Raw genomic sequence first — 23,923 nt, forward strand, 5'->3', positions numbered from 1 at the left:
GCTGTAGCCATCACTTGAGGGGGAAACCGTGTCCAACCAGCCGCCGCCGTGGCCAGGCCCGCAGCGGCCGACGTATTACCAGCCGTCCGCATATCAGCCGCCGCTGTATCAGCCCTATCCGGGACCCGGTGCCCAGCAGTATTACTACGGCGTGGCCGACCAGCCGAAGCCGTTGAGCATCGCCAGCCTGGTTTGCGGCCTTGCCTCGGTCATCATGGGCTGGCTCCTGGTTCCCCAAGTGGCTGCCATTATTACCGGCCACCTTGGCCTGAAGCGGGAGCCTGCCGGACGGGGACTCTCCATCGCCGGCCTGGTCATGGGCTATCTCTTTCTGCTCGGATACGGCGCCCTGTGGGTGCTGATCCTCATCGGACTGGCCATCTTCCGGGCGGAAACCTACTACTCGGCCTAGAAGCCCAACTGGTGCGCTACCTGGAGCAGCAGCGCCTCGGACCCCATCGGGCCGACCAACTGGATGCCCATGGGCAGCCCCTGACCCGCGGCGCTACCCGTCCAGTAGACAGGAATGGTGATTGCCGGCAGGCCCGCAACGTTCACCATCGAGGACCAGGGCGCGTATTCACACTGCTTCCGGTAGTCCTCGTCGGCGTCTCCCGGCCACTGGGCTGCAGGCCAGCGTTCCCCGCCGTGGGCCGTGCCGGTAAACCAACCAACCGGCCGCGGCGTCTGGGCCAACGCGGGGGTGAGCATCAGGTCCCACTGCGCGTATTGGGCGATGGTGTCGTGCTCGAACTGCCGCAGCAGCGCCAGGGACTCCTGCAGCTTGGCCGGGCTGCGCTGCTGTGCCCGGCGCCGGAACGTACGGGTCAGGGGCGCCAGCAGCGGTTCTCTGTGAGGGCTGATCCGCGCGCTGGCCACCCCGGCCGTCCAGGCGTTCGTGAAGGCGTCCGGGTAACGGTTGTCATAGCGGACCAGTGCCTCATCGACGACGTGCCCGGCATGTTCCAGCAGCTTCCGGCCAGCCTCGAGCGCGTCCAGGGCTTCCTGGTCCGGCGCGAACGGAAACGAACTTGCCCACGGGCTGTCCAGGGTGGCGCCAATCCGCAGCTGCCCGGAGATGCGGTCCAGGCTGCCAAGGTATGTCGCCTCCGGGACAAGGGCATCCATCATGAGGGCAGCGTCGGCGGCGGTGCGGGCCAGCGGCCCGGACGCCACCAGCCGGGCCGGGTCGCCCTGGTTTTCGCCCGCCGGAACCAAGCCCCGTCCGGGCTTTAACCCGATCAGGCCGCATGCCGCCGCAGGAATGCGGACCCACCCGCCGCCGTAGGACCCTGGCGCAAAGGGCACCAGGCCCGCGGCCACCGCGGCAGCGCTTCCTCCCGAGGACCCGCCGGAACTTCGGCTGGGGGCATGGGGATTGCGCGACGGCGGCGCGATGCGGTTTTCGCTGTAGGCCGTCAGCCCGAATTCGGGCACCTGGGTCTTGCCCAGCGAGATGGCTCCGGCGCCCCTAAGGACCGCGACAAGGGGTCCGTCGGCAGGCGCCGGCCTGTGGTCCAGGGCCGCACTGCCGTGGGTGGTGACCACACCGGCCACATCCGTCAGGTCCTTGAATGCCAAGGGCATGCCGTGCAGAGGGGGCAGGCTGTCGGGTGCGGTGCTGAACAAGGCATCGGCCGCTCGAGCGTCCCTTTCTGCCTGCTCTGCTGTCAGGGTAATGAAGGCTCCCAGCAGGGGGTTGCGCTGCTCGGCCCGGGCCAGGAAATGACCCACGGCCTCCACCGCCGAAACCTCGCCGTGCCGCAATGCGTCCCGAAGGCGCACCGCGGAAAGGTCGTGGAGTTCGGCCAAGGGGGTCCTCCTTCGGGTCTCCCGAAAGCCTAGCCCTATCGCCGCCCGGCGCCCGGCGACCCGGGTGGGACTAGGCTTAATGCAGCTTCTACCGGCTGCGAGACAGGATTCCCATGAGCGACTTTGATACCGTCCCCGTCAATGACCTCCCTGATGACGCCGTCCTCCTGGACGTGCGCGAGGACTACGAATGGGTGGCAGGCCATGCCGAGGGCGCGCTGCACATTCCCATGGACCAGCTTCCCGCTCGGCTCGAAGAGCTCGATCCGGACCAGGACCTCTATGTGATCTGCCGCACGGGCGGCCGCTCCTTCCGCGCAACGCAGTGGCTCACCGGCCAGGGTTACACCGCGATTAATGTCGCCGGCGGCATGGACCAGTGGCTCGAAGCGGGCCGCCCGCTGGTCTCGGACAACGGCCTGAAGCCCATCATCCTCTGATGCCAGGCCCAGCCACCTACGCGTTCCTGGGACCGGAAGGCACGTTTACCGAGGCAGCCCTCCTGCAGGTTCCCGGGGCGCTGCAGGCTGCCCGGGTGCCGGCGTCGAACGTCAATGCCGCCCTCGACCTGGTCCGCGAGGGCCGCGCGGACGCTGCCATGGTGCCCATCGAAAACTCTGTGGAGGGCGGCGTCACCGCCACGCTGGATGCCATCGCCAGCGGCGCGGAACTGCGCATCATCCGCGAAGTGCTGGTGCCCATCAGCTTCGTGCTCGTGGCGAAGGCCGGCGTCCGGCTGGAGAACGTGCGGCGGGTGTCAACGCACGGACATGCGTGGGCGCAGTGCCGGTTGTGGGTGGAGGCAAATATTCCTGCAGCCGAATACGTTCCAGGCTCCTCCACGGCAGCCGCGGCGATGGGCCTCCTCGACGACGACTGCCATTACGACGCCGCCATCTGCTCCCCGCTGATGGCTCAGGACCAGCCCGGACTTTCAGTCCTGGCCGAAAATATCGGCGACAACCCCGGAGCCGTCACCCGGTTTATCCTGGTGAGCCGACCGGGCGCGCTTCCGGAGCGGACGGGCGCGGACAAGACCACCGTGGTGGTCCCCCTCCCCGAGGACCGGCCGGGCGCCCTCATGGAAATCCTGGACCAGTTCGCGAGCCGGGGCGTCAACCTGAGCCGGATCGAATCCCGGCCCACGGGGCAGTACCTGGGGCACTACTTTTTCAGCATCGACGCCGACGGCCACGCCCGGGACGCCCGGGTGGCGGACGCCTTGGCCGGACTGCACCGGATCAGCCCGGCCACACGCTTCCTCGGTTCATATGCCCGGGCGGACATGCAGGAAACGGCCATCGAGCCGCATATGTCGGACCAGTCTTTTACCGCGGCCCGGTCCTGGGTGGCGGCCATCGTTGATACGGACAACGCCGCAGGTGGGAGCGCTGCGGGCACTTCGCCCACAGCGTAGGTAAATGCCCTTCGAAGTACTTCCCCGGGCTGTGGACAATGCGTATGCTTACTTGATCCATACGGGGGATGGCCCCTAACGAAGGGAGCGGGTCATGACAACCAGCAACACAAATGACGGCCAGGGAATGATCGTCAACCCCAAGCCCGCCGGCGACAACCAGGACTGGGACGGCGACGAAGCGGACCGGGCCGACCGCCTGCGCTTCGAGGAGGAGCAGGCCATGATCCGCGAGCAGTCCGAAGCACGCGCCGCGGCCAAGGCTGCCGGACACGACCATAAGGCACCCAGCGCCTGACCGGGATCCGGCCTAATCCCGTCCTTTGACCCTGACCAGCAGTGACTGTGGCTTCACCTGGACAGTGACACGGGTTGCCTCTCCGGCAGTGTCCCCGTCGAGTTGGGTGGGCATCGGCTCCGGGCACTCGATAATGATCTTCCGTGACCGGTAAACGGTCATGATTGGCAGCTTTCCGCTGTGCTTGGACATGACCTTGACGTACATCAGCAGCCAGCCAAAGGCGCTTCGCGGGCTCATGACCACCACGTCCAGCATGCCGTCGTCGATCATCGCCTGGGGGATGAAATCGATGCCGCCCGGTACAAGGCCGCAGTTGGCAAACAGGACGCTGCGGATATTCCTCACCTGGGCGGGCCCTTCGTCCAGGGAAATGCTGACCTTCTTCCGGCGGCCAGGCAGATGTCGGACTCCCGCCTCCGTGTAGGCCAGCCACCCCACAGCCCTTTTCAGGCCGTCGCTTGTATCCGCCAGGACCTCGGCGTCCATGCCGATGCCGGCAATGACCAGGAACACGTGCTCCGATTGATGGCCGGTCCGGGCATTCTCGATCCCCATGCGGGCGGTGTCGATGTAGCGCTGCCGCCCGAACAGCGCCGTGTTCACGCTGGAGTGCAAGTCGCCCACGTCCAGCTCCAGATTCCTTGCCAGCAGGTTGCCTGTGCCCAGCGGCACCAGTCCCATCGCCACCCCGGTGCCGGCCAGCGACTCAGCCACTACGCGCACTGTGCCGTCGCCACCGCCCACCAGGACGACGTCGGGCTTTCCTTCCAGTGCATTCCGCACCTGGCTGAAGCCCGGATCCCGCGCGGTGGTTTCGAAAAACTGGGGGTCCTCCCAGCCGGCGGCGAGGCAGGCGCGCTGGATGGTTGCCCGGGCCTCGGCGGCGCGGGCCTTGACGGGGTTCAGGACCACGGCCACCCGCTGCTTCTTCAGCTCCGGCTCGATGGCTTCCCCGCCCACCGTGCTTCGGATATGCAGGGCCCGGAGCCGCCGCACGCCCCACCAGCTCGAAATGGCGAAGGCAAGCGCCACCCCGATCAGCAGGTACAGGATCCAGTCACTCATGGTGCTTCAACAGTAGCCCGGCGGAAGGCACATCGTTCGGGGACAAACGCCCCTCCCGCCGTCGTGCGTTCGATTGGATACCCTTAGGGGGTGATCGACGTAAAAGACCTCAGCGAAAACCCGGACAAATTCCGTGCCAGCCAGCGTGCCCGCGGCGCCGACGAATCAGTGGTGGACGCGATCATCGCCGCCGATTCCGCCCGCCGGGCAGCGCTGATCCGGTTCGAAAACCTGCGTGCCGAGCAGAACGCGTTTGGCAAGAAGGTGGCCCAGGCCAAGGGCGAAGAAAAGCAGGCACTCCTGGCTGAAGTCAAGGAACTGGCCAACTCTGTCAAGGCCGCCTCTGCCGAGGCCGACGCAGCTCAGGCCAAGCAGGAGGAACTCCTGCGCACCGTCCCCAACCTGGTGGAAGACGGCGTCCCGGCCGGCGGTGAGGACGACTACGTTGTCATCAAGACCGTCGGCAAGCCGCGTGAATTCCCTGACTTTGAGCCGAAGGACCACCTGGAAATCGGTGAGCTCATCGGTGCGATCGATATGGAACGCGGCGCCAAGGTCTCCGGTGCGCGCTTCTACTTCCTCCGCGGCGTGGGCGCGCGCCTGGAGATGGCGCTGCTGCAGATGGCCATGGACCAGGCCATCGAAAATGGCTTCGTCCCCATGATCACTCCCACCCTGGTGCGCCCGGAGACCATGCAGGGCACGGGCTTCGACGTCAAGCACGACGCCGAGATCTACCGTCTCGCCGAGGACGACCTTTACTTGGTGGGCACCTCCGAAGTTGCGCTTGCCGGCTACCACGCAGACGAGATCCTTGACCTTTCCGCCGGTTCCATCCGCTACGCAGGGCAGAGCTCCTGCTACCGCCGCGAAGCCGGTTCGCACGGCAAGGACACCCGCGGCATCATCCGCGTGCACCAGTTCAACAAGGTGGAGATGTTCATCTACACCACCGTTGAGGAAGCCGCCACCGAACATCAGCGGATGCTGGCCTGGGAAGAAGAGATGCTGGCCAAGTGCGAGCTGCCCTACCGGGTGATCGACACCGCTGCCGGGGACCTCGGTATGTCCGCGGCGCGCAAGTACGACTGTGAGGCCTGGGTTCCCACCCAGAACGCGTACCGTGAGCTGACCTCCACCTCGAACTGCACCACATTCCAGGCCCGACGCCTGAACATCCGTGAGCGCGCCGTGAATTCCGAGGGCGTGGCCAAGGGCACCCGGGCCGTGGCTACGCTGAACGGCACCCTGGCCACCACGCGCTGGATCGTGGCGCTGCTGGAGCACCACCAGAACGCGGACGGCTCCGTCAACGTGCCGAAGGCCCTCCAGAAGTACCTGGGCGGCCTCGAGGTCCTCCCGGTCCTCTAGGTCCTGTCTGCCTCAGAAGTCCCCGCTCCGTGGACCAATCCCCCCGTCATGCGCGGGGGAATTGTCCTTGCCGCGGGGACTTTTCGGCTTTGAGGCCTGCGGCCCGCAGCTTCCTGTCGAGCAGGCCGGGCTCTGACAGGGTCTTCCAGTCCCAACGGACCACCTTGTAGCCGAGGGCACGCAGCCGGTCTTCACGCTTCTTCTCGGCCAGAATTGCTTCGCGGGTACTGCGGTCTCCCAGGAAGCCGTCCTCAAGGTATTTGGCGTCGCCGTCGAATTCACCGATGACGCCAAACTCCGGCCAGAAGAAGTCGGTCCGCGCAATAAACCCCGCGCTGTCATGGAACGATTGCTGGAGTACGGGAGCGGGAAGACCCAAGACCCGGAACAGCGCCCGGCTGCGCGATTCCCCTACGGACTCGCAGGCCTCGTCTGCCATGGCCAGGACCTCCTCCACCCGTCTGCGTTTGGCGGCGGACATGCGGGAAGCACCTTGGTGCAGTTCCTGTCGGGTCAGCCGTTTCTCCTGCCCGTGGTGCGCCCCCAATACAGCGTCGGCAACGGCCAAGGCCTCCGGTAGGTCCAGCCGCGCCACGCAGTCCAGGACGGTCTGGACGAGTGAGGTGACCCGATATCCGCGGTGCTGGACGGTCTCGGCTGGCCAGTGGTGCCGGCGGATGCCGTAAGCGCGCACGCGCTCCAGCCCGGTCAGCCCGGTCTTGGCATCCCGGGCTGCCTTGGTGGTAGGTGCCAGCGTGCCCGCCTTGTGCGGCGAATCAGTAATGGCGTGAATATGGCCGGGAACGCCTGGCCCAGGGAGGCCCCAGATGCGGAGGCCGGTGAGGTAGCAAAACTTCGTCGAGGGATCGAGGGCCGCCACAGCGGTCAGCGTCATCGCGTAGCGTTCCCAAGGCTTCAGTGAGAGCCAGGCCTCTTTCGGATAGTAGGCTCCGGTCCTGACCCTGACCAGCGTGCCCGCACGGTACCTGCGGCTCAGGTCGCGGCTGTTGCCCGTGAGGGCGCGGTGTCGACTGGCCAGGATCAGTGTTGGGGGGAGAGTGTCGGGCAGCTGGTTGGATGGCATGGTCCCATGCTGGGCACGAGGGACGGCCAAGCCAAGGCCGGGTCCTGCGGATGTGGACAAGTGGCGGCAAATCCCCGCGGGACGGTCTTTTCCCCTGGTAACGCGGCGGGGATTTGTCCACGCCGGGGGGAACTCCCAGTTTCGCGAACGGGAACCCCGGAGGTTAACACTCACACCGGGGATAACCTGTGGGTATTAACCAGCTGTTCAACCCGGGTGTGGCCCGCGTCCTAGCGGCTGTGTGGGGTGTCTGCTCTACTGGATGAATGACAACAGTGACTGAAACTTCAGTCGCCGGCAACGATGACCGGCGAGACACCACAAACAACCTCAACCGCCGCAAGCTCATGGTCGCCCTCGACGTGGACGGCACCCTGGTGGACCATGACGGCCACATGTCCCCGGGCGTCCGGCAGGCAGCGCAGGCCGTAGTCGCGGCCGGACATGACGTCCTGGTGGCCACCGGCCGGTCCCTGAACGCCACCCTGCCCATCATCGAAAAAATCGGCATAGACCGCGGCTATGCCGTCTGCTGCAACGGCGGTGTGACCCTCCGGCTGCACCCCGAACTGGACGGCGGCTACGAGGTTATCCACAAGGCCACCTTCGATCCCGCCCCCGCCCTGCGCGCCCTCCGTGAGCGGCTCCCTTCGGCCAAATACGCGCTGGAGGATGAAGACGGCAACTTCCTCTCCACGGAGCGGTTCCAGGACGCGAGCTTCGGCGTGGAGGCCGTGGGCGTGGACTTCCACACCATGCTCGAGGCCACTGCCGTGCGCGTGGTGGTCTTCAGCACCGAGAACACGCCGGAGGAGTTCAACGAGGCCATCCGGCAGATCGGCCTGGCCGGCGTCACGTACTCCGTGGGCTGGACCGCCTGGCTGGACATCGCAGCCGCCGGGGTCACCAAGGCCAGCGCCCTCGAGGAGCTCCGGGTGCGCCTCGGCGTCGAACAGCACCTGACGGTGGCTATCGGCGACGGACGGAACGACATCGAGATGCTTACCTGGGCAGGACGCGGCGTGGCCATGGGCCAGGCGCCGGAGGAAGTGCTCGCCGCCGCGGACGAGGTCACCCACTCCGTGTACGACGACGGCGCCGCCCACGTGCTGCGCAGCCTCGTCTAGCGTCGGGGTATAGGCAGTCCACACACCGGGCGCGGTCGCTTGATAGATGCAGGCAATCCCCATACGTTGGGAAAGATCGGTGCGAGTAGTTCGGCAACGCCGGGGTACGGGACCACTTGAACAACACACCCGGGAGGTTCTGCCGGAAGGCGGAACACCCTGCGAAGGAGACGTCTGTGCGGCAATCAAGTTCCGAAGAAGACCTTTCGATCGACAGCATTGCCGTTGAGCCCGGCGAGCTCGAACCGGGAGCGACCGAGGCCGGGGACATTACGTACGACGAGCAGTTCTACCCGGCCCGTCCCAAGGCGCTGAGACCGGTGGCACGCCGTCGCCAATTCTTTGCCGACCGGCCTTCCCTGGAATTCGATGGCCGCAACGCCGCGTATGTGGAGTGGCTGCGAAACCAGGCGATGCTCGGCGACGCGAACGTGATGGCCCGCCAGCTTTCCGGCCAGGCGAGCATGTGGCAAAACTCCTACGCGCACCCCAACCCGCGGGCCGCCGTCGAACGCGCCCCCGTCTGGTTCACCGCCTACCCGCTGTCCTTCATCACCCGGCCGGGGCAGTCCTTCCTGGCGGCGCTGGGCGACCCGGAGCTGTGGGAGGCGTTCCGCGAGATCGGCATCCGCGGCCTGCACACCGGCCCGGTCAAGCTGGCCGGCGGCATCCAGGGCTGGGCGCAGACCCCCAGCGTGGACGGTCACTTCGACCGCATCAGCATGGCGATCGATCCTGTGTTTGGCACCGAGGACGAGTTCCGGCGCATGTGCGAAGTCGCGGCGGACCACGAGGGCACGGTGATTGATGACATTGTCCCAGGCCACACGGGCAAGGGTGCGGATTTCAGGCTTGCCGAGATGAACTTCCGGGATTACCCGGGCATCTACCACATGATCGACATCCCGCAGGAGGACTGGAACCTGCTGCCGGACGTCCCCGAGGGCCACGATTCGGTGAACATCAGCCCGGAGGCGGAGAAGGCCCTGCAGAAGGCCGGTTACATCATCGGCCGGCTGCAGCGCGTGATCTTCTACGAGCCCGGCGTCAAGGAAACCAACTGGAGCGCCACGCGGCCCATCGTGGGCACGGACGGCAAGACCCGGCGCTGGGTCTACCTGCACTACTTCAAGGCCGGCCAGCCCTCCATCAACTGGCTGGACCCCACTTTCGCCGGCATGCGCCTGGTGGTGGGCGACGCCCTGCACTCCCTGTTGGACCTGGGAACCGGGGCGCTGCGCCTGGACGCCAACGGCTTCCTGGGCGTGGAAAAGAGCGCCGAGGAGGAGCCAGGCTGGTCCGAGGGCCACCCCCTGTCCGAGGCCGCCAACCAGCTGATCGGGTCCATGATCCGCAAGGTGGGCGGGTTCTCGTTCCAGGAACTGAACCTGACCATTGACGACATCAAAGCCACCTCCGAGAGCGGGCCGGACCTGTCCTACGACTTCATCACCCGGCCCGCGTACCACTACGCACTGGTCACCGCGGATACCGAATTCCTCCGCCTCACCCTCAAGCTCTCCATGGACATCGGTGTGGACCAGGCGTCCCTGGTGCATGCCCTGCAGAACCACGACGAGCTCACCTACGAGCTGGTGCACTTCGCCGCCGGGCATAAGGATGACGTCTTCGAACTCCACGGCGAGGAACTCACCGGAGCCGAGGTGGCCGAGCACGTCCAGCAGACCCTGCGCGAGCGCCTCACCGGGGAAGCCACCCCGTACAACGCGCTGTTCACCACCAACGGGATCGCCTGCACCACGGTCAGCTTCATCATGGCGGCCCTGGGCATCCAGGATCCGGACAACCTGACCCCGGAGCAGGAAACCCAGGTGATGGACATCCACATCCTGTTGTCCATGTACAACGCGCTCCAGCCCGGCGTATTCGCCCTCTCCGGCTGGGACCTCACCGGCATCACGGCCCTGGACCGGGAAAAGGTCCGCGAGCTTACCGTCCAGGGCGATACCCGCTGGATCAACCGCGGCGCCCACGACCTCATGGGCACCAGCCCCGAGGCGGAGGCGTCCTCCGCCGGCATGCCCCGCGCCCGCAGCCTCTACGGTCCGGTGCCCGAACAGCTCGGCAACCCGGACTCGTTTGCCCGGCGCCTGCAAAAGATCCTGGCGGTGCGGGAACAGTCCGGGGTGGCTACCAGCACGCTGCTGGACGTGCCGGACGTGTCCAACCGGGCTCTCCTGGTCCTGGTCAACCAGCTCCAGGACGGCATGCTCCAGGCCACGGTGCTGAACTTTTCCGGACAGGACATCGCCGGCAGCATCCAGTCGTCGCACCTGGTGCCGGGCTCCACGGTCCACGACCTCTTCACCGGAGAACAGGTGGGCCAGGTGGACGACCTGCACAGCTTCTTCCTGGAACTTCCGGCCTACGGCGGCACGGCCCTGGTGCTCAAAGACGCGCCCGAAGAGGAACCGGAGACGGATTCCGCTTCGTAATCCACAGCGTGCACAGGGCAGAATGTTTGCCATGACCCTGACTACGTTCGCCCTCATCCGCCACGGCCAGACCGACTGGAACGCCGAACGGCGGCTGCAGGGGGCAACGGACATCCCGCTGAACGACGTCGGACGCGGGCAGGCGCGCGACGCCGTCGCTGCCCTTGCGCCTTACCGGTGGGACGCCGTCGTCTCCTCCCCGCTGAGCCGCGCGGCGGAGACGGCGGACCTGATCGCCGAAGGTCTGGGCCTCACCGTGGCGCGGCGCGTCCCGGAACTGACGGAGCGCAGCTTCGGCCCGGCGGAGGGCATGCAGGCCGGTCCCGAGCTGGAGGCGCTGCGCGTGCCTGGCGGGTTCCGCGGCGCCGAAAGCGAGGACGACGCCGCGGCGCGCGGCCTGGGTGCGCTGGAGGACCTGGCCGAGGAGTTCCGCGGCAGGCGCCTCCTGGTGGTCACGCACGGGACGCTGCTCCGGGTGAGCCTCAGCCGTGCCACCGGCCGCACGCTGGCCAGCGTGGACAACGCCGTGCTCAACCTGGCACACCACCACGCCATCCAGGGCTGGCATTTGGAATACTTCAACGGCGAACCGGTGATGGCGGCCACCGGAAGCTAGCAGGGCCTTAGCGGACTTCGAGGATCAGCCCGAGGAGCCGTGCGGCGGCGGGCCGGGCTGCGTGTTCCTCGTGCCACTGCGCCCGGGCCAGGGCCTTGCTGACGGCCTGCGTGGTGATGCCCAGTTCCTGTGCGACGGCCTTTTGCTGCCCCCGGACGCCGGGCGTCAGCAGGTCCAGAACCCGCCATTCAGCCGTAGACCGGTCATGCACAATGTGGCCCAGGAGCCGGAGCACTGCCTCGGCCTCGCGGGATATGTCCGCGAGGGGTCCCTCCACGGCCACCGGAACCCGTTCCCTGGTGCTGCGCAGCCGGTCCACGGCCCGGCGGGCATACACCAGCCCGTGTCCGGTGGCGTCCCGGATCAGGTTGGGCAGCGGCTCGTTCACCGGGCCGACGCCGATCCCCACGTACCAGGACCCGCAGCGCAGGGCGATCAGCGCCGCTTCCACTGCCTGGTGCGGGCAGTCCACGATGCCCTGGACCTCATCCTCGACGGAGCGGTCGAAATCCAGTCGCGCAGGAATGTGCCGCAGGTCCCTCAACAGCTGGGGGACCAGGTCGCCGTCGCGCCTGCTGTCCGTCTGGTTGATGGTCAAGGTGAACATTGCACCAAAGACTACCCGCAGGTAGGTAAAGGAAGGCAAGCAGGGTTGCCCCTGACCTTGGCATCTGGTGCGATGGGGGAGTGCCGCCGACAGCGGCGGACGCAATGTGAGGATGGTTATGGCCGGCAGCATGGGGCAGGACGAACTTGAGCTCGTGGACCGCTGGTGGCGCGCGGCCAACTACCTGTCGGTGGGGCAGATCTACCTCCGGGCAAACGCCCTGCTGCGCGAACCGCTCAAGCCGGAACACACCAAGTCCCGCCTGCTGGGCCACTGGGGTACCACCCCCGGCCTGAACTTCGTCTACGCGCACCTCAACCGCGTCATCTGCCGCGACTCAGCCGGGATGCTCTTCGTGGCAGGTCCCGGCCATGGGGGTCCCGCCGTCGTGGCGAATGCCTGGCTGGAGGGCACCTACTCGGAGGTCTACGGCCACGTCGGCCGGGATGAGGACGGCCTCGCGGAACTGTTCCGCCAGTTCTCCTACCCCGGCGGAATTCCCAGCCACGCCGCTCCGGAGACGCCCGGCTCCATCAGCGAGGGCGGCGAACTGGGATATTCGCTCGCTCATGCGTACGGGGCGGTGCTGGACAACCCTGAGCTGGTGGCCGCCGTCGTGATCGGTGACGGCGAGGCGGAAACCGGGCCACTGGCGGCCAGCTGGCACTCGCACACCTTCCTGGATCCCGTGGCGGACGGCGCCGTGCTGCCCATCCTGCACCTGAACGGCTACAAAATCGCCAACCCCACCGTCTTGGCGCGCATGCCCCGTACCCAGCTGGAGCAGCTGATGCGCGGCTACGGGCACGAACCGTACTTCGTGGAGGTGGAAGACCCTGACGCCACGGAGCAGGCGCACCGCGACTTCGCGGCAGCTCTGGAGCACTGTTTGGCGGACATCCGGGCCATCCAGGACGCCCACCGGAAGGGTTCCGCCGACGGGGAGGGCGCGCGGCGCTGGCCGATGATCGTGCTGCGCTCGCCTAAGGGCTGGACCGGCCCGCGCATGGTGGACGGCCTGCAGGTGGAGGGCACCTGGCGCAGCCACCAGGTCCCGTTGTCGGAGGTGCGGACCGACGAGGAGCACCTGCGGCAGCTTGAGGAATGGCTGCGCTCCTACCGTCCCGAGGAATTGTTCGACGGCGGCGGCCGGCTTCGCTCCGACGTCGCCCGCGCTGCCCCGCGGGGCGACCTGCGGATGAGCGCCACCCCGCACGCGAACGGCGGAGTCCTGCGGCGGGCACTGAAGCTGCCCGCCTACCGGGACCACGCCGTCGAGGTTTCCAGGCCGGGGACCGAGCGCGTCAGCCCCATGATCACGCTCGGCGGGTGGATGCGGGACGTCATTGCGCAGAACATGGCGAATTTCCGGCTGTTCGGGCCGGATGAGACCGCGTCGAACCGGCTTCAGGACGTTTACGAGGCGACCGACAAGGTGTGGCAGTACAGGATTGACGACGGCGACGAGCACCTTGCGCGGTCCGGCCGGGTCATGGAGGTGCTCAGCGAGCACTTGTGCCAGGGCTGGCTGGAGGGGTACCTGCTGACCGGGCGGCACGGCGTCTTCAACTGCTACGAGGCGTTCATCCACATTGTCGATTCGATGTTCAACCAGCACGCCAAGTGGCTGAAGGTGCACCGGCAGCTGCCATGGCGGATGCCGGTGCCGTCGCTGAACTACCTGCTGTCCTCGCACGTCTGGCAGCAGGACCACAACGGGTTCTCCCACCAGGACCCCGGGTTCATCGACCACGCCGTGAACAAGAAGGCCGAGGTCATCCGGGTGTACCTGCCGCCGGACGCGAATACGCTGTTGTGCGTGATGGAGCAATGCCTGGCGTCCACGGATTACGTGAACATCGTGGTCAGCGGCAAGCAGCCCTCGCCCACCTGGCTGGGGCCTGCCGAAGCCGCCCAGCACTGCCGCCGTGGGCTCGGGATCTGGACATTCGCCGGTTCGGAAGCCGCGGGGGAGGAGCCCGACGTCGTCCTTGCCTGCGCAGGCGACGTGCCCACGGTGGAGACCGTCGCCGCGGCTGCGCTGCTGCGGGAAGGTGCGCCCGAGCTGAAGGTTCGCGTGATCAACGTCGTGGACCTGATGCGGCTGCAGGATTCCAGCGAGCACCCGCACGGACTGACCGCCCGCGATTTCGACGGGATTTTCACCGCGGACAAGCCGATCATCTTCGCCTATCACGGCTATCCGGCGCTCATCCACCGGCTGGCCTACCGCCGCACCAACCAGGACGGGCTCCACGTGCGCGGGTACAAGGAAGAGGGGACCACCACCACGCCGTTCGACATGGCTATGCTCAACGGGATCGACCGGTTCCAGCTCGCCATCGACGCCATCGACCGGGTGCCGGGCCTCGCTGCCCGGCGCGCCCTCCTGCGGCAGGAGCTCCAGGACCGGCGTAACCGGGCACGCCAGCACACCCGCACCCACGGCGAGGACCCGGAGGAGATCCGCGACTGGACCCTTGCCGTGAAAATCGAGGGCTGAGGCGGCCCAGGGTCAGGCGGCTTTGAACCCAAGCGCACCGGCGATGTCGCCGGACCCGGGAAGCTCGGCCCCGGCTGCGAACCCGGCCCACAACGCACGCAGCTCCCGGCCGACGCGGTCCACTTCTTCCCACTCTGCGCCGGCAATCAGCCCCACGCCCTCCCACGTCTTCCGGGTGCCCAGGAGCAGCGGCAGGTCGATGGTGTGGGCCGCCCCGAAAATGTTCCCCGGGGCGTGCCAGTGCAGGAGGTAGCGGTGTGCGTGCCCGCCGGCCCGCACGTGCCGCCGGGCGAACCTGCGCGTAGCGCGGCCGTATACGGTTTCCGTGACCAGCCAGTTGACGGCGCGCAGCAGTGGAAGCCCTGCCAGCGGCACCCGGGCAAGCCTGCTCAGGTACGGGCTGCGCGGCAGGAACAGCCTGGCTTCCCCTGTGGTGTGTCCGATCAGCACGTCGATGTCCGGCGCGGAGCGGTCCCAGGCAGCCTCGATGCCGCTTTCTTCCGGCAGCGGCGCATGTCCATACTGCGTGCCGAAGGGCATTGCCGCCAGCATGCCGAACTTCCGCGCCACCTGGGCAACCTCGGCTTCGCGGGCCACCACGTCCATGGCCGGCGTGTCGTCCGTGACGGAGTCCGCGGCGATGCCCATGGCGTGGTTCATCTTGGCCCGGCCCCGGGCAATCCCCAGCGGAGCGCTTTGGATGATGGCCCGCTGGAACAGCGACGGCGCCTCGGGCGTGGCCATCAGGTGCGCGATCGCGTCACCGCCGGCGGACTGGCCGAAGGCGGTGACCCGGCCGGGGTCGCCGCCAAAGGCCGCAATGTTCCGCCGGACCCAGCGGAATGCCTCGAGCTGGTCTAACAGACCCAGGTTTCCGGGGCGCCCGTTATGTGTGCCCAGGAAGCCGAATAGCCCCAGCCGGTAGGTCACCGACACCACGATGACCCGGTTCTCGGCCACCAGCCGGGCGGGGTCAAAGATGGCCAGGTCCCCGGATCCGGTGGTGTAGGAACCGCCGTGGATCCACACCATGACCGGGAGCCGTTCCCCGGCAGCAAGGTCGCCGGGCATGGCGATGGAAAGGTTCTGGCAGTCCTCGCTGCCCGGAAGCTCGCCGTACCTGGTGCCAAGGACGTCGTCGAGGAAGGGAACCGGGCCCTGCGGGCAGGCCGGCGCGGGAGAGGTCGCCGCGTAAACGCCGGTCCAGTCGGCTGCCGGCGACGGCGGCTGGAAACGGGCCGCCGTGGCGTACGGGATCCCGGTTGCGCGGATGACGTCCCCGTCGCGCCAGCCCTCAACGGGGCCGCACGGCGGGTGGAACAACAGCTGGGAGGTCAGGACTGGCTCGTTTCATTGGAGCGGACAACAGAAATCCCCGTCTCCCGGACAATTCCCCCACGCGTTGGGCGGGGATTTGTCCGGGAGACGGGGATTTAGTGGCGAAGTCAGTGGCCGGTCGGCACGTAACGCTTGATGGAGGCCTCCAGCTCCGCCTCGGCGGCGGCACGGTCGCCCCAGCCCTCGGCCTTGACCCACTTGCCTGGCTCCAGGTCCTTGTAGCGGGTGAAGAAGTGCTCGATTTCCTTGATCAGGAATTCGTTGACGTCGCTGACTTCCTGGATGTGGTCAAAGCGGGCATCCACGGGGACGCAGAGGATCTTGGCATCTCCGCCGCCGTCGTCGGTCATGTTGAAGACGCCGATGGGGCGGGACTCGACGATGACGCCCGGGTGCAGGTCGAAGTCCTGCAGGAGCACCAGCGCGTCCAAGGGGTCGCCGTCCTCGCCGAGGGTGTTTTCGAAGTACCCGTAGTGGGTGGGGTACTGCATGGCAGTGAACAGGACGCGGTCCAGGCGGACGCGGCCGGTCTCGTGGTCGACTTCGTACTTGACGCGGGACCCCTTGGGGATCTCGATGGTCACGTCGTGCTTCATGGAATGCTCCTCGGCAGTTGCGGGGGTTCGCGGCATCCTGACGCCTGCCAGAAGGGAGTGTCCGTGCCGCCGACTATTATTGAGGATATAGCGAGAGGCCCTGGAATCAGGAACTTGTGGGGATATTTCAGGACTGAGGACCAGCACCAGCATGACCAAAACAACCGGCCGGGAACTGCGGCGTGACCGCGGCCGCCGGACCCTCAGTGGCCTCCCCGCCGTTCTTCGCCGCGCCTGGCCGCCCGCCGTGCTGCTGGTGCTCCTGACCGCCCTCCTCGCACCCGCGGCCATCGAACTGGCGCCCGGTTTCACGGGGCCTGCGCCGCAGACCGCTCCGTCGGTCCCGGCCTGGCACCAGGCCCCCGCCTCGCTCACCGCCCGCACCGGCCTTTCGGCCCTCGAAGCCGGTGCTCCGCTTCCGGCCGCCGCGGCCGTGCGCACGCAGGTTGATCCTTTGTTAAAGCCCGACGGCGGCGGCACCTTCACAGGGTTCGTCCAGGATGCGCTCACGGGCCAGGTCCTGTTTGACCGGGGCGGTTCAGCCGGCAGGGTGCCGGCCTCCAACATGAAGCTCCTCACCGCTGTTGCGGCGCTGCGGTCGCTCGGCCCGGAGCGCCGGTTCTCCACCAGCGTGGTGGCCGGGTCCCGGCCGGGCCAGGTGGTTCTGATGGGCGGCGGCGATGTCCTGCTGGGGGCGGGGAACTCCACGCCGAACGCCGTCATGGGCCGGGCCGGCCTCGCCACCCTGGCGGAACAGACCGTCGAATCGCTGCGGACCTCGGGCGCCGCCGGGAAGATTGCGGTACTGCTTGATGATTCGCTGTTCACCGGCCCTGCCCTGAACCCCGCCTGGGACGCCGGCGATGTCGAGGCCGGGGAAGTGGCGCCGCTGTACCCGCTGGCGCTGAACTCGGCCCGGTACGACCCCCAAGTCGTCACCGGCCCCCGGCCGCAGGACGCCGCGTTGACCGCCGCCGGTGTGTTCGCTGACCTGGTGCGCACGAAAGGCAAGGCCGCGGGACTGGCTGTGGCAGCCGGCGTCGTGCGCGTTCCTGCCATGGCGGCCGGCGCACCGGAAACGCGGGAAACCCTGGCGGAGGTGGAATCTGCCACCGTTGCCGAGCAGGTGGGCTGGATGCTGCAGACGTCCGACAACTACCTGGCGGAGACGTTGGGCAGGATGGCTGCCGTGGCGGACGGACTGGCCGGAAGCTATGACGCGGCCACGGCCGTGGTCCGCACGCAGGTGGGGGAAGCCGGCATCCCGACCGGCGCCATGAACCTGGCGGACGTGTCCGGACTGGCCATGGAAAACCAGGTCTCGGCACGGCAGGTTGCGGAAGTGGTCCGCGCCATCACGTCCGGCACGGACCCGAGGCTCCGCGCCGCACTGGGCGGTTTTCCCGTCGCTGGCCTCACCGGGACGCTGGACACCCGGTACGGCGACGATGCCACCGGGTATGGAGCCGGCCTGGTCCGCGCCAAGACCGGAACGCTGAACACCGTGCTGGCCCTCAGCGGCTACGTGGTGGACGCGGACGGTCGGCTGCTGGTGTTTTCATTCATCGGGAACGGGCTGACCCCCGGCGCCGCCGGAAATAAGGCAGCCATGGACCAGGCCGCCACGGCGCTCGCGGCCTGCGGTTGCCGGTAGCTCCACGTTGCCGTGCGGGAACGGCCGGTGCTGTGTTCTGATGGGAGGCATGGAGTCCACTGAGCGTGAGTCGTCAGCCCAGGCCTTGTCCAACCCGGCCCAGGCGTTGATCAACTGGGACCTCGCGGCCTCGGCTGCCGCGCGGCTTGCCCCCGCCGGCCCCGTGCTGAACCAGGCGGAAATCGGCGAGGCGGTAGAGAGCCTGCGCCGGGCCGCCGATGAATCCGTGGGCCACGTCCACCAGATCACCGGACTGGAAGCGGCGCGGGACCTGCGGGATTCGTCCGTGCTGATTGTGGACCGCGCCTCCTGGTCCAAGGCCAATACCCAGAGCTTCGCCGTGATGCTCAAACCGGCCATGGAGAAGATGCTGGCGAACCGCCGCGGCACCGTGAGCCCGTCGGCGGCGAGCGTGAGCGGTGCCATCACCGGCAGCCAGCTCGGTGCCATCCTCGCGTTCCTGTCCAGCAAGGTCCTGGGCCAGTACGATCCGTTCTCTGCGCTCGCCGAAAACTCCCACGGCCCCGCGGGCGGCCGGCTGCTGCTCGTGGCACCGAACATCGTTGCGGTGGAACGCGAGCTCAACGTCACCCCGGAGGATTTCCGGCTGTGGGTGTGCCTGCACGAACAGACCCACCGGGTGCAGTTCGCCGCCGCGCCGTGGCTCCGGGACCACATGCTGGACCAGATCGAGGAGCTCAGCGAACACCTCCTGGGCAACGTCGATTCCCTGATGGAACGGGCCACCGCAGCCGCCCGCTCGCTGAAAGACCGGTCCGCGTCCGGCGACACCCCCGGCCGCGGCGCCATCCTGGACCTGTTGCAGGACCCGGAGGAGAAGGCCGCGATTTCGCACCTGACTGCTGTGATGAGCCTGCTGGAGGGCCACGCCAACGTGGTGATGGATGCCGTGGACGCCAGCATCGTGCCGTCCGTGAAGACCATCCGACAGCGCTTCAACGCCCGCGGCAAGGACCGGGGCGTCATCGAAAAGTTCATCCGCAGCCTGCTGGGTCTTGACGCGAAGATGCGGCAGTACTCGGATGGTGCCCGGTTTGTGCGCGCTGTGGTGGACGTTGCCGGGATGGAGGGTTTCAACAAGGTCTGGGAGTCTGCGGACCACCTGCCCACCGAACCGGAAATCCACGACGCCAAGCTCTGGCTCGAGCGGATGGGCCTCTAATTGCCCGAGCTTCCCCCAGACGTTCAAAAAGCTGGACAAGCCAAACAAAGCGGACGACGGCGGCCCGGCCGGTTGGCGCCGGTCGTCGGCGCCGCGCGCAAAATGGTCCAGGACGCCTTGGCGCAGGCGGGCTATCCGGCGCACGTAGTAGTTGCCTGCAGCGGCGGGCCGGACTCGCTGGCGCTCGCCGCCGTCGCAGGCTACTTCGCCCGCCGTGGGCACGTTGACGGGCACCCCGTCACCGTGGGTGCCGTCGTGGTGGACCACCAGCTGCAGGAGGGTTCGGCGCGGGTTGCCGCCCGGACCGCGCAGGTGCTCACAGAGCTGGGACTGGCCCCCGTGGAGGTGCGGACCGTGACCGTTGCGGCCACGGGGATTGGCCCCGAAGCGGCGGCGCGGGACGCCCGCCACGCTGCCCTCAAGGCGGCGGCGGAGGAGCAGGGCGCGTCCGCCATTCTTCTCGGCCACACCCTGGATGACCAGGCCGAGCAGGTCCTCCTGGGCCTCGCGCGCGGCTCGGGCACCCGTTCGCTGGCCGGGATGAGGCCGGCGCGCGGCAGCCTGCTGCGCCCGTTCCTGGGCTTGCGCCGGGCGGACACCGAGGACATCTGCGCGGTGGAAGAGCTCGAACCCTGGCACGATCCCACCAACCGTGACCCCGCCTTCGCCCGGTCCCGGACCCGCGTGGAGGTCCTCCCGCACCTGGAGGAGAAGCTGGGTCCCGGCGTGGCCGAATCGCTGGCCAGGACCGCGTCCATCCTCCAGCTCGACGCCGACTACCTGGATGATGTGGCCGAAACCACCTTCGCGTCGCTGGCGGCGCGGAACGGCCGGGAATTGAGCCTCCCGGAGGATGAACTGCGGGCTCTGGCGCCGGCCATCAGGTTCCGGGTCATCGCCAAGGCAGCGGCCGACGTCGGCGGGCAGCAGCCGGGCTACCAGCGCCTTTTGGCGGCGGAGGCGCTGCTGCGGCGGCAGGGTTCGGCAGGTCCGGTGGAGCTTCCGGGCGGGGTCAGCGTGTACCGGTTGTCGCTCGCCGAGCTGGAGGCCGCGCCGGCACCGGACGGGTCGGCTGGGGCTGGCGCTGTTCCCCGCGGGGGCGCACGCTGTGGGAAGCTAGTATTCCGGCCTCAAAAACCGCCCCGAAAATAGTCGCACACCCCGCATCTACACAGGAGCCATTGGTGGATTCTAACGACGTCCAGGCAGACCTCAAGCACGTTCTCTACACCAAGGAACAGATCCAGCAGCGGATTGGAGAACTCGCTGCCCAGATCGACAAGGACTACGAAGGCCGCGAACTGCTCATCGTGGGCGTGCTCAAGGGTGCGGTGATGGTCATGGCCGACCTGGCGCGTGCCCTGCACAGCCACGTATCGATGGACTGGATGGCGGTGTCCTCCTACGGTTCGGGCACCCAGTCCTCGGGCGTGGTCCGCATCCTCAAGGACCTGGACACGGACCTGATGGGCAAGGACGTGCTGATCGTCGAGGACATCATCGACTCCGGCCTCACGCTCTCCTGGCTCAAAACCAACCTGGAATCCCGCGGCACCGCATCCGTGGAAATCTGCACCGCCTTCCGCAAGCCCACGGCCGCCAAGGTGGAAATCGACGTCAAGTACGTGGGCTACGACATCCCCAACGAGTTTGTGGTGGGCTACGGCCTGGACTACGCCGAGAAGTACCGCAACCTGGACTTCGTGGGCACCCTGGCTCCGCACGTCTACGAGTAAACCTCCCCCGGGTGCCGGGTGCCGGGTGCCGGGTGCCGGCGTACCGGCGTACCGGCCCCGGTCCCTAGGCTCCGGGCACGGGTGTGCCCCGTACGGCGTTGGCAGCCCTGTCTGCGGCGACCTGCCCCTCGGTTCCGGAATCAAGGATTGTATTTTGGGCTGAGCCGGAATCGACCATGACCGCGGTGACGGCCAGGCTGTTCGAGGCCTCGGTCGCCAGCAGGGCATCCACCTGGGCCGAGTAGCACGAGTCGCTGGGCTTGGCGCGGACGTCCACCGCCACCACGTGGTTGCTGGAGACGAAGTTGCCGGTTCCAGCCGCCAGCCGGACGATGACCGGCGTGGTTCCTGCCGGACGGACGCTTTGGGAGTCGATGACCTCGGAGAAGTGGTTCCCGATTACCGAGTTGTGGCTCCCGCTGACACGGAGCAGGCCGAAGAGGTCGTCCAAGCCGTTATCCACCCCCAGGAAGGGTGTCCACGGCTCATGGTCGCGCAGGAAATGGTTGGTGGCCACGAGGTTTTCCGAGCTGTCCGCGGCGAGGACCACCATCCCGGGGTAGAACGAATGCAGGCGGTTGTTGGTGACGCTGGAACGCCGTACACCGGACAGATGAACGCTGCTCGCGCCGCGGGGGAAAACGTTGTTCGCGGTGACCAGGAGCCCGCCATGGTTCTCGGCGTAGATCGAGTGTCCTTTGAAGCCGGCTCCCACCAGGTTGTCGCTGATCTTGGATGCCTGCCCCCAGCCGCGCAGTTCGATGCAGCTGCCGCATTCGGCGATGAAGTTGCCATGGATGGACAGTGCGTCCGCGTGGTAGATGGTGAGGGCGTTCTCCAGGTAGACGAACCCCATGCCGGTAATGCGGAATGAATCGTTCGCGCTGGCCACATAGATGCCGGTCTTGCCGTTGACGTAGGTGTTTTCCGGGTGCATATCCGAACCGTCCGGGGCGAAGTGCAGTCCGTCGATGCAGAAGTTGGAGAACTCCACCGAGCTGATCCGCGGGCTACCGCTCCGCTCGATGTAGAAGGCGGCGCCCGGGGCCTCCGCGCCGTCCCCCGCGGACGGGATATCAACGATGATCCGGCTCCCGCCCGGCCACAGCTCATGGAGGTCAGGCCATTCTTCTTCCGGAACGTTGAACCGGATGCTCGATGACGTAAAGCCGTGTCCCGAACCCTCGATGCGCAGGAAGCTGATGTCGATGAGGACCTGCGTGCGGAGGTGGTAGTCGCCGGGCGGAATGTAGATCACCGCGCCCGGTTTGCCGCCGTTGTCCGGATCGCTGGCCGTCTGCCGTTCCTTGATGTCGGCGATGATGCTGTTGATGACTTCACCGACGTCCTTGGCCGGGTTTCCCACGGGCCATGTGGTGACGTCGTAGCAGTTGCTGTTCTGCATGGCTTCCCTTGCTTAGTGGTTTTCAGGACAGTGCTGAGACGGTGAGCTTCAGTATCGTTGCATGGCCTCCCGCGGCGGACAGCCAGTTCTCCCGTGCTTGCGCGCCCGGGAAGACGAGGTCGGTCAGTACCACCGAGCCGCCCTGGGCGAAGACCTCGACCGAGCAATGATCGACGACGATCTGCAGCTTGAGCACGCCGTCCTCGAGTACCAGCGGAGCTGACTCTGCCGACGCGAACTTCCCATGGAAGCGGGTGTCTCCCGAGCGCCTGCGGTCAAGGACGAGCCGGGAGCTGTCCGGGTCGAAGCGGAGGACGGTGCCCTCGCTCCCGCCCGTGTCTGCGAAGAGCCGGAACTCGATACGCCTGGCATTTCCGGGAAGGACCTCCGCCTCGATGACCTGGGCGTTGCGGGGTTCCGCATCCGGCAGCTGGAAGGAGGAGTCCTGCAGGTCAAAGCTGTCCACATGCATCAGCGCTTTGAAAGCGGGCTGTTCTTCGTTTGCAGAATGCCCGGCCAGAACCGGCTGCTGGACCAGGCGGGCCGGGCCGTGGGCTGCGGTGAGGCGAACTTCGCGGGCGAGGGTCATTGAGGACCGCCAAGGGGAGGTGGGCAGCTGGTTGGCGTAGTCCCAGTTGTTCATCCAGCCGATGATGATGCGCCGCCCATCGGGAACGTTGGTGAAGGAAACGGAGGCGTAGCAGTCGCGTCCCCAGTCCAGCCACAGGCATTGCTGCAGGGCTGCGGCGGCCTTGATGGAATCCAAGGCGCTGACTCCATCCGGCGCAGCCAGTGAACCGGGGTCCGGAATGAACCGCACGCCGTCGAACTGCCCCACGAAGTACTGGCCGCCGGAACCTCCCGCCACCGCGCCCGGGTTGACGTTGACGATCAGCACCCACTTGAGGTTGTCCGGGTCACCGTCCACTGCCAGGGGAAAGAGGTCAGGGCACTCCCATTCACCCTGGTCTGCATTGGCCGGGCCGAAGCCGCTGAGAAACTCCCAGGATTTCAGGTCCCTGGAACGGTAGAAAACCACTCTTTGGTGCTGGGCCTCGACGGCGGCCATGATCCACCAGGCGCCGTCCTCTCCCTGATAGCGGAACACCTTGGGATCCCGGAAATGCGGAGAGTTTCGGCTGAGGACAGGGTTCCCGCCGTACTTGTGCCATGTCATCCCTCCATCGATGCTGTAGGCCAGGGACTGGGCCTGGGTGCCGCTGTATTCGGCTGTGGCTTTGTAGGCGCTGGTGTAGATGGCCACGAGGGGCGGGGCGTCCGCGGTGCCGAATCCTGAGGTGTTGCCGTGGTCCACCACGACGCTTCCGGAGAAGATGTCCTCCGTTTCGTCGCAGGCGATGGCAACGGGATGTTCCGTCCAGTGCAGCAGGTCCCGGGAGGTGGCGTGGCCCCAGGACATATTGCCCCACACGTTGCCGTACGGGTTGGTCTGGAAGAAAAGGTGGTACAGCCCGTCATGAAAAACCAGTCCATTGGGGTCGTTCAACCAGGTGTCCCTTGCCGTGAAGTGAACGGCCGGCCGGAACCTGGCCGTTTCTGCCGGGCCTGGTTCGAGGCGTGCAGCATCAAGGAAGGTGGTCATCGTTGCGGTCCTCTTGGAAGTGGAAGTGGGAGGGGTGGGTGGAAGGGGG

Annotated in this window: 21 protein-coding genes; 13 read left to right on the top strand and 8 right to left on the bottom strand. The window is 67.2% G+C overall.

Annotated elements, in window-relative coordinates; genetic code table 11:
• Positions 1-28 precede the first annotated feature (28 nt).
• A complete protein-coding gene (locus ACFWIX_RS12630; protein ID WP_377216472.1) occupies positions 29-412 on the top strand; it encodes a DUF4190 domain-containing protein in 384 nt (127 codons plus the stop codon).
• Here the strand turns inward: ACFWIX_RS12630 and ACFWIX_RS12635 are convergent.
• On the bottom strand, positions 409-1,812 hold the full coding sequence (locus tag ACFWIX_RS12635) for an amidase (RefSeq protein ID WP_377216473.1): 1,404 nt from the start codon (positions 1,810-1,812) through the stop codon (positions 409-411). The genes ACFWIX_RS12630 and ACFWIX_RS12635 overlap by 4 nt on opposite strands.
• 113 nt (positions 1,813-1,925) lie before the next feature.
• On the opposite strand from ACFWIX_RS12635, the gene ACFWIX_RS12640 reads away from it, so the two are divergent.
• The 3 genes from ACFWIX_RS12640 (at position 1,926) to ACFWIX_RS12650 (ending at position 3,527) form a co-directional block, all read left to right on the top strand.
• Positions 1,926-2,252, top strand: coding sequence for a rhodanese-like domain-containing protein (locus ACFWIX_RS12640; protein WP_377216474.1), 327 nt, complete (start codon positions 1,926-1,928; stop codon positions 2,250-2,252).
• Positions 2,252-3,229 carry a prephenate dehydratase gene (pheA, locus tag ACFWIX_RS12645; RefSeq protein ID WP_377216475.1) on the top strand — a complete coding sequence of 326 codons (978 nt, stop codon included), beginning with the start codon at positions 2,252-2,254 and terminating at the stop codon, positions 3,227-3,229. The genes ACFWIX_RS12640 and pheA overlap by 1 nt, the downstream gene beginning before the upstream one ends.
• Positions 3,230-3,323: 94 nt before the next feature.
• Positions 3,324-3,527, top strand: a complete 204-nt coding sequence (locus ACFWIX_RS12650; protein WP_377216476.1) for a hypothetical protein — start codon at positions 3,324-3,326, stop codon at positions 3,525-3,527.
• A 12-nt stretch (positions 3,528-3,539) separates the two neighbouring features.
• Here the strand turns inward: ACFWIX_RS12650 and ACFWIX_RS12655 are convergent, their stop codons facing one another.
• Entirely contained in the window at positions 3,540-4,595 is a 1,056-nt protein-coding gene (locus ACFWIX_RS12655) for a diacylglycerol/lipid kinase family protein (protein ID WP_377216477.1), read from the bottom strand.
• A 90-nt stretch (positions 4,596-4,685) separates the two neighbouring features.
• Between ACFWIX_RS12655 and serS the strand changes: the two genes are divergently transcribed.
• Positions 4,686-5,966: a serine--tRNA ligase gene (gene serS, locus ACFWIX_RS12660; protein WP_377216478.1), complete on the top strand. Its 1,281-nt coding sequence runs from the start codon at positions 4,686-4,688 to the stop codon at positions 5,964-5,966.
• Between the two features lie 46 nt (positions 5,967-6,012).
• On the opposite strand, the gene ACFWIX_RS12665 is transcribed toward serS, so the two are convergent.
• A complete protein-coding gene (locus ACFWIX_RS12665) occupies positions 6,013-7,050 on the bottom strand; it encodes a hypothetical protein (RefSeq protein WP_377216479.1) in 1,038 nt (345 codons plus the stop codon).
• 266 nt (positions 7,051-7,316) lie between these two features.
• Here ACFWIX_RS12665 and ACFWIX_RS12670 point away from each other — a divergent pair, with 266 nt between their 5' ends.
• The 3 genes from ACFWIX_RS12670 (at position 7,317) to ACFWIX_RS12680 (ending at position 11,249) form a co-directional block, all read left to right on the top strand.
• Positions 7,317-8,177 carry an HAD family hydrolase gene (locus ACFWIX_RS12670; protein WP_377216480.1) on the top strand — a complete coding sequence of 287 codons (861 nt, stop codon included), beginning with the start codon at positions 7,317-7,319 and terminating at the stop codon, positions 8,175-8,177.
• 209 nt (positions 8,178-8,386) lie between these two features.
• Positions 8,387-10,633, top strand: coding sequence for a maltose alpha-D-glucosyltransferase (gene treS / locus ACFWIX_RS12675; protein WP_377216608.1), 2,247 nt, complete (start codon positions 8,387-8,389; stop codon positions 10,631-10,633).
• A 31-nt stretch (positions 10,634-10,664) separates the two neighbouring features.
• A complete protein-coding gene (locus ACFWIX_RS12680) occupies positions 10,665-11,249 on the top strand; it encodes a histidine phosphatase family protein (RefSeq protein ID WP_377216481.1) in 585 nt (194 codons plus the stop codon).
• Between the two features lie 7 nt (positions 11,250-11,256).
• On the opposite strand, the gene ACFWIX_RS12685 is transcribed toward ACFWIX_RS12680, so the two are convergent.
• Positions 11,257-11,856, bottom strand: a complete 600-nt coding sequence (locus tag ACFWIX_RS12685) for a hypothetical protein (protein ID WP_377216482.1) — start codon at positions 11,854-11,856, stop codon at positions 11,257-11,259.
• A gap of 118 nt (positions 11,857-11,974) precedes the next feature.
• Between ACFWIX_RS12685 and ACFWIX_RS12690 the strand changes: the two genes are divergently transcribed.
• Entirely contained in the window at positions 11,975-14,359 is a 2,385-nt protein-coding gene (locus tag ACFWIX_RS12690; protein WP_377216483.1) for a phosphoketolase, read from the top strand.
• 12 nt (positions 14,360-14,371) lie between these two features.
• On the opposite strand, the gene ACFWIX_RS12695 is transcribed toward ACFWIX_RS12690, so the two are convergent.
• Both ACFWIX_RS12695 and ACFWIX_RS12700 read right to left on the bottom strand, forming a co-directional pair.
• Positions 14,372-15,682, bottom strand: a complete 1,311-nt coding sequence (locus ACFWIX_RS12695) for a carboxylesterase family protein (RefSeq protein ID WP_377216484.1) — start codon at positions 15,680-15,682, stop codon at positions 14,372-14,374.
• Between the two features lie 122 nt (positions 15,683-15,804).
• Positions 15,805-16,293 carry an inorganic diphosphatase gene (locus ACFWIX_RS12700; RefSeq protein ID WP_013599443.1) on the bottom strand — a complete coding sequence of 163 codons (489 nt, stop codon included), beginning with the start codon at positions 16,291-16,293 and terminating at the stop codon, positions 15,805-15,807.
• A gap of 151 nt (positions 16,294-16,444) precedes the next feature.
• Between ACFWIX_RS12700 and dacB the strand changes: the two genes are divergently transcribed.
• The 4 genes from dacB (at position 16,445) to hpt (ending at position 20,866) form a co-directional block, all read left to right on the top strand.
• Positions 16,445-17,947, top strand: a complete 1,503-nt coding sequence (gene dacB / locus ACFWIX_RS12705) for a D-alanyl-D-alanine carboxypeptidase/D-alanyl-D-alanine-endopeptidase (protein WP_377216485.1) — start codon at positions 16,445-16,447, stop codon at positions 17,945-17,947.
• A gap of 49 nt (positions 17,948-17,996) precedes the next feature.
• Entirely contained in the window at positions 17,997-19,130 is a 1,134-nt protein-coding gene (locus ACFWIX_RS12710) for a zinc-dependent metalloprotease (protein ID WP_377216486.1), read from the top strand.
• Positions 19,131-19,232: 102 nt separating this feature from the next.
• On the top strand, positions 19,233-20,282 hold the full coding sequence (tilS, locus tag ACFWIX_RS12715; RefSeq protein WP_377216609.1) for a tRNA lysidine(34) synthetase TilS: 1,050 nt from the start codon (positions 19,233-19,235) through the stop codon (positions 20,280-20,282).
• Between the two features lie 32 nt (positions 20,283-20,314).
• A complete protein-coding gene (gene hpt, locus ACFWIX_RS12720; RefSeq protein WP_377216487.1) occupies positions 20,315-20,866 on the top strand; it encodes a hypoxanthine phosphoribosyltransferase in 552 nt (183 codons plus the stop codon).
• Positions 20,867-20,930: 64 nt separating this feature from the next.
• Here the strand turns inward: hpt and ACFWIX_RS12725 are convergent, their stop codons facing one another.
• Together ACFWIX_RS12725 and ACFWIX_RS12730 are read right to left on the bottom strand one after the other, a co-directional pair.
• Positions 20,931-22,271 carry a NosD domain-containing protein gene (locus tag ACFWIX_RS12725; RefSeq protein WP_377216488.1) on the bottom strand — a complete coding sequence of 447 codons (1,341 nt, stop codon included), beginning with the start codon at positions 22,269-22,271 and terminating at the stop codon, positions 20,931-20,933.
• A gap of 22 nt (positions 22,272-22,293) precedes the next feature.
• Positions 22,294-23,874 carry a glycoside hydrolase family 32 protein gene (locus ACFWIX_RS12730; RefSeq protein WP_377216489.1) on the bottom strand — a complete coding sequence of 527 codons (1,581 nt, stop codon included), beginning with the start codon at positions 23,872-23,874 and terminating at the stop codon, positions 22,294-22,296.
• Between the last annotated feature and the right edge of the window lie 49 nt (positions 23,875-23,923).

Source organism: Pseudarthrobacter sp. NPDC058362 (assembly GCF_042723515.1).
Taxonomy (GTDB): domain Bacteria; phylum Actinomycetota; class Actinomycetes; order Actinomycetales; family Micrococcaceae; genus Arthrobacter.

Excerpts from the sequence above, each read along its gene's own strand:
- ACFWIX_RS12640 (WP_377216474.1), top strand. The coding sequence starts at position 1,926 with ATGAGCGACTTTGATACCGTCCCCGTCAATGACCTCCCTGATGACGCC.
- pheA (WP_377216475.1), top strand. The coding sequence starts at position 2,252 with ATGCCAGGCCCAGCCACCTACGCGTTCCTGGGACCGGAAGGCACGTTT.
- ACFWIX_RS12650 (WP_377216476.1), top strand. The coding sequence starts at position 3,324 with ATGACAACCAGCAACACAAATGACGGCCAGGGAATGATCGTCAACCCC.
- ACFWIX_RS12655 (WP_377216477.1), bottom strand. The coding sequence starts at position 4,595 with ATGAGTGACTGGATCCTGTACCTGCTGATCGGGGTGGCGCTTGCCTTC.
- ACFWIX_RS12665 (WP_377216479.1), bottom strand. The coding sequence starts at position 7,050 with ATGCCATCCAACCAGCTGCCCGACACTCTCCCCCCAACACTGATCCTG.
- ACFWIX_RS12670 (WP_377216480.1), top strand. The coding sequence starts at position 7,317 with ATGACAACAGTGACTGAAACTTCAGTCGCCGGCAACGATGACCGGCGA.
- ACFWIX_RS12680 (WP_377216481.1), top strand. The coding sequence starts at position 10,665 with ATGACCCTGACTACGTTCGCCCTCATCCGCCACGGCCAGACCGACTGG.
- ACFWIX_RS12685 (WP_377216482.1), bottom strand. The coding sequence starts at position 11,856 with ATGTTCACCTTGACCATCAACCAGACGGACAGCAGGCGCGACGGCGAC.
- ACFWIX_RS12690 (WP_377216483.1), top strand. The coding sequence starts at position 11,975 with ATGGCCGGCAGCATGGGGCAGGACGAACTTGAGCTCGTGGACCGCTGG.
- ACFWIX_RS12700 (WP_013599443.1), bottom strand. The coding sequence starts at position 16,293 with ATGAAGCACGACGTGACCATCGAGATCCCCAAGGGGTCCCGCGTCAAG.
- dacB (WP_377216485.1), top strand. The coding sequence starts at position 16,445 with ATGACCAAAACAACCGGCCGGGAACTGCGGCGTGACCGCGGCCGCCGG.
- ACFWIX_RS12710 (WP_377216486.1), top strand. The coding sequence starts at position 17,997 with ATGGAGTCCACTGAGCGTGAGTCGTCAGCCCAGGCCTTGTCCAACCCG.
- tilS (WP_377216609.1), top strand. The coding sequence starts at position 19,233 with ATGGTCCAGGACGCCTTGGCGCAGGCGGGCTATCCGGCGCACGTAGTA.
- ACFWIX_RS12725 (WP_377216488.1), bottom strand. The coding sequence starts at position 22,271 with ATGCAGAACAGCAACTGCTACGACGTCACCACATGGCCCGTGGGAAAC.
- ACFWIX_RS12730 (WP_377216489.1), bottom strand. The coding sequence starts at position 23,874 with ATGACCACCTTCCTTGATGCTGCACGCCTCGAACCAGGCCCGGCAGAA.